The organism is Streptomyces sp. SAS_281 (genome assembly GCF_052542855.1).
Map to the genome: position 1 here is coordinate 1 of NZ_JBMNDO010000222.1, position 4,682 is coordinate 4,682.

The window sequence follows — 4,682 nt, forward strand, 5'->3', positions numbered from 1 at the left end:
GGGGGGGGGGGCGGCCCCCCCACCGACCTGTACGAGACCGAGCCGGACCACTTCGTCGCCTGCGCCCAGCTCCCCGACTGCGGAAGGACCCCCGCGTGACCCTTCGCCACCTGCCCCTGCACGAAGGCTGGACGCTCCACCCGGCCGGACCCGTGCCTTCCGGGCTCCCCACAGGAGGCGTTCCCGCCACCGTCCCCGGCTGCGTCCACACGGACCTACTGGCCGCCGGGCTCATCGAGGACCCGTACCTGGACGACAACGAGACCCGGCTCGGCTGGATCGGCCGCACCGACTGGACGTACCGCACCATCTTCGACTGGACGCCGGACGGCCACGACCATGCCGCCCTGTGCTTCGACGGCCTCGACACGGTCGCGACGGTGGTGCTCAACGGCACGGAGATCGGCCGGACGGCGAATCAGCACCGCTCGTACCGCTTTCCCGTACACGCGTTGCTGAACGAGGGCGGAAACACCCTCGACGTGACGTTCACCGCGCCGTACACCTACGCCGAGGAGCTCCGCGACCGCCTCGGCGACCGCCCCGGGGCGTACACGGAGCCGTACGCCTTCATCCGCAAGATGGCCTGCAACTTCGGCTGGGACTGGGGCCCGACGCTGGTCACCTCCGGCATCTGGCGCCCGGTCGCGCTGGAGACGTGGAGTGGTCCGCGCATCGCGTCCGTGAAACTGCTGCCCGACCTGGACCCGGAGGGCGTGCCGTTCCTGACCGCCGAGCTGGAGATCGAGCACGACGGCCTGGAAGCGGTCTCGGGCTCGGTCGGCGTGGTCGGCGCGGGGTCTCTCTTCATCCTCTCCGAGGACGAGCACCGCGTGCGGGTCAGCCTCTCCGTTCCGCAGGCCGAGCCCTGGTGGCCGCACAGCCACGGCGAACAGCCGCTGTACGAGGTGGAGGTCCGCGCCGGCGACCACGTCCGCCGCCTCCGCACGGGGTTCCGGGCCGTCACCCTCGAACAGGAGGCGTTCCGGATCTCGGTGAACGGCGAGCCCGTCTTCGTGCGCGGGGTGAACTGGATCCCCGAGGACTGCTTCCCGTCCCGCCTGACGAGGCGACAGCTCTCCGACCGCCTCGACCAGGCCGTCGCCGCCCACGTCAACCTGGTCCGGGTGTGGGGCGGCGGGCTCTACGAGAGCGACGACTTCTACGAACTGTGCGACGAGAAGGGGCTGCTCGTCTGGCAGGACTTCCCGTTCGCCTGCGCCGCGTACCCGGAGGAGCAGCCGCTGTGGGACGAGGTGGCGGCCGAGGCGCGGGAGAACGTCACGCGTCTGGCCCCGCACCCCTCCCTCGTCCTGTGGTGCGGAAACAACGAGAACCTGGAGGGACACGCCGACTGGGGCTGGCGGAAGGAGCTCGGCGACCGCACCTGGGGCCACGGCTACTACCACCGGCTGCTGCCCGGGATCGTCGCCGAGACCGACCCGACACGCCCGTACTGGCCGGGATCGCCGTACTCCGGCAGCCCCGACGCCCATCCGCAGGACCCCGAGCGGGGCACGATCCACATCTGGGACGTGTGGAACCGCGCCGACTACCGGGCGTACGCCGACCGGGTGCCGCGCTTCGTCGCCGAGTTCGGCTTCCAGGGGCCGCCCGCGTACGCCACACTCCGCCGCGCGGTCAGCGGGCCGCTCGCCCCCGGCGCCCCGCTCCTGGCCCACCACCAGAAGGCCGAGGACGGCGACGCGAAGCTGCTGCGCGGGCTGGGGGACCACCTGCCGCAGCCCGGCACCGACTTCGACGACTGGCACTGGCTCACCCAGCTCAACCAGGCCCGCGCCGTCGCGTTCGGCATCCGCCACTTCCGCTCCCACGCCCGTACTGCATGGGCGCGATCGTCTGGCAGCTCAACGACTGCTGGCCGGTCGTCTCCTGGTCGGCGGTCGACGGCGACGGCCGCCGCAAGCCGCTCTGGCACGCGCTGCGTTCGGTGTACGCGGACCGCCTGATCGCCGTCCGCGACGGCTCCGTCCACCTGGTCAACGACACGGCGACCCCCTGGGCGGGCACCCTCCGCCTGACCCGGCACGCCCTGGACGGCACGGTCCTGGCCGAGGAGGCCCTGCCGGTGACCACGGCCCCCCGCACCACGACGAGCGTCCCGCTGCCCGCCTCGCTCGCGACGCCCGCCGACCCGGCCCGCGAACTCCTGTCCGCCCGCCTGGACGACACCAGGACCCTGCACTTCCACGAGGAGGACACGCGCCTGGCCCTGCCGCCGGCGCGCTACGGGGTGACGGTGACGGAGGAGGAGGGCACCCCGGCCCCCGCGTACCGCGTCGAGGTGACGGCGGAGACCCTTGTCCGGGACCTCTGCCTCTTCCCCGACCGCCTCCACCCGGACGCCGAGGCCGACACCATGCTCGTTACGCTCCTCCCCGGAGAGAGCACCACGATCCGGGTCACGGGCGCGGTGCTGGAGGACCCCTCCGCACTGGCGACCCGCCCGGTGCTGCGGTGCGTGAACGACCGGATCGCGACCTAAAATCAGCCACGAGGTGGCGCGCCCCTGGCGATCGGTGGCGCGCCCCTGGCGAATCGACTGTGTCCGTGCGGCGACTTTCCGTCAATTCGCCCGGCGCCCCTGCACTGCCGCCATCTTGCCCGGGCATGTGGGTATGCCTCGGACGTGCGCTGACGGGGACTCAAGAGATCGATAAATAAGACAACATCGAGCCACTGTTCGGCAGATCGCGCCGAGCCCCCCGGATAGGGTCATGTGCCAACGCGGAGCCGCGCCAAGCCCGGATGGTGGAATGCAGACACGGCGAGCTTAAACCTCGCTGCCCCTCGGGGGCGTACCGGTTCGAGTCCGGTTCCGGGCACCATCGCGTACGGGGTCCCAAGCGATCACGGACCCGGAACCGGCGGCCCCGGGCCATGGAAGCGGCGACGCCGGTCAGCGGGAGTCCACGGGCTGAGAAACCTGATCGGGTTCGGGGCCTCCTCCTGGCAGGTTGGGCGTGTGACCGATTCGGATCAGTTCAAACATGACCTGCGGCTCTATCTCCAGGACGCCCGTGACACCTTCCTCTGGAAGCTCGACGGGCTGTCCGAGTACGACATCCGGCGGCCCCTCACCCCCACCGGCACCAACCTGCTCGGGCTCGTCAAGCATGCGGCCGGGGCCGAGGCGTTCTACCTCGGGACCGCCTTCGGCCGGCCCGTCGACGCGCCGGCGCTGTGGATCACCGGGGACGCCGAGCCGAACGCCGACCTGTGGGCCACGGCCGACGAGTCCCGCGAGGAGATCACCGGGCAGTACCGGCGGGTGTGGGCGCACTCCGACGCGACCGTCGAGGCGTTCGGTCTCGACGCGGTGGGGGTCCTCCCCGGGGAGGGCGGCCCCGAGCTGTCGCTCCACCGCGTCCTCGTCCACCTCGTCGCCGAGACCCAGCGCCATGCCGGGCACGCCGACGTCGTCCGGGAGCTGATCGACGGGGCCACCGGGCTGCGGCGGGGGAGCGAGGACACGGCACCCGGTGACGAGGCATGGTGGCGTCACCACCGGGAACGGGTGGAGGGCGCGGCCCGGGAGGCGGGCGGACGTACCGCAGGGTGACCGCGCACCGCCCGTGCCCGGGGAAAGATCCTCCTTCGGCACTAGGACGATTGCTTTGCCTACCCATTACTCTTGTGGGAAGGCCACGCTGGGTGGCCATGGAGGAGTGAGATGAGGAGCAGCAACCCGGTCTTCTCGCGACGGGGCTTCAGCCGCGACAACGGTTACGCGGGCTTCAACGCGGCACCGCAGGCCGGGGCCCCCGCAGCGGGTGCCAACCCGTACGCGCAGGGCACCGCCCCGAACCCGTACGCGACGAACCCCTACGCCCCCACGGGCGCCCCCGCACCGGCCCGTACCGGCGCGATGACGATCGACGACGTCGTCACCCGCACGGCGATGACGCTGGGCACGGTCGTGCTCGGTGCCGCGCTCGCCTGGGCGCTGCTGCCGGTGGACGAGGCGAACCTCGGCAAGTCGTACGGCATCGCCATCGGCGCCGCGCTCATCGCGTTCGTGCTGTCGATGGTCCAGTCCTTCAAGCGCAAGCCCGTACCGGCGCTGATCCTCGCGTACGCCGCCTTCGAGGGTGTCTTCCTCGGCGTCATCTCCAGTGCGGTCAGCACGTACATCGGGCCCGGCGTCGTGATGCAGGCGGTGATGGGCACCATGTGTGTCTTCGCCGGTGTGCTGCTCGCGTACAAGATGCGCTGGATCCGCGTCACCCGCCGCTTCTACGGCTTCGTGATGGCCGCCGCCATGGGCTTCCTGCTCCTGATGGCCGTCAACCTGCTGTTCGCCGTCTTCGGCGGCGGTGACGGCCTCGGCTTCCGCAGCGGTGGCCTCGGCATTCTCTTCGGCGTCATCGGCATCATCCTGGGCGCCTGCTTCCTGGCCCTCGACTTCAAGCAGGTCGAGGACGGCATCGCGTACGGCGCTCCGCGCGAGGAGTCCTGGCTGGCCGCCTTCGGCCTCACCATGACCCTGGTGTGGATCTACCTGGAGATGCTGCGCCTGCTCTCCATCCTCAGCGGCGACGACTGACCGGCCCTGCGGACCCGAAGCGGCACGGGGGGGGGGGGGGGGGGGGGGGGGGGGGGGGGGGGGGGGGGGGGGGGGGGGGGGGGGGGGGGGGGGGGGGGGGGGGGGGGGGGGGGGG

2 protein-coding genes, 1 tRNA gene and 1 pseudogene are annotated in these 4,682 nt (G+C 71.9%); all 4 read left to right on the plus strand.

Going from position 1 to position 4,682, the window contains the following annotated elements:
- The first annotated feature begins 95 nt into the window (after positions 1-95).
- The 4 genes and pseudogenes from ACN6LM_RS37540 to ACN6LM_RS37555 all read left to right on the plus strand — a co-directional run bounded on the left by ACN6LM_RS37540 (position 96) and on the right by ACN6LM_RS37555 (position 4,567).
- Positions 96-2,506: pseudogene (locus tag ACN6LM_RS37540) on the plus strand (beta-mannosidase).
- A 257-nt stretch (positions 2,507-2,763) separates the two neighbouring features.
- A tRNA-Leu gene (locus tag ACN6LM_RS37545) sits at positions 2,764-2,849 on the plus strand.
- Between the two features lie 137 nt (positions 2,850-2,986).
- Positions 2,987-3,583, plus strand: coding sequence for a DinB family protein (locus tag ACN6LM_RS37550; RefSeq protein ID WP_445069905.1), 597 nt, complete (start codon positions 2,987-2,989; stop codon positions 3,581-3,583).
- A gap of 111 nt (positions 3,584-3,694) precedes the next feature.
- The gene (locus tag ACN6LM_RS37555) at positions 3,695-4,567 is read left to right on the plus strand and encodes a Bax inhibitor-1/YccA family protein (RefSeq protein ID WP_445069906.1); all 873 of its coding nucleotides are present in this window, start codon (positions 3,695-3,697) and stop codon (positions 4,565-4,567) included.
- The last annotated feature ends 115 nt before the right edge of the window (positions 4,568-4,682 follow it).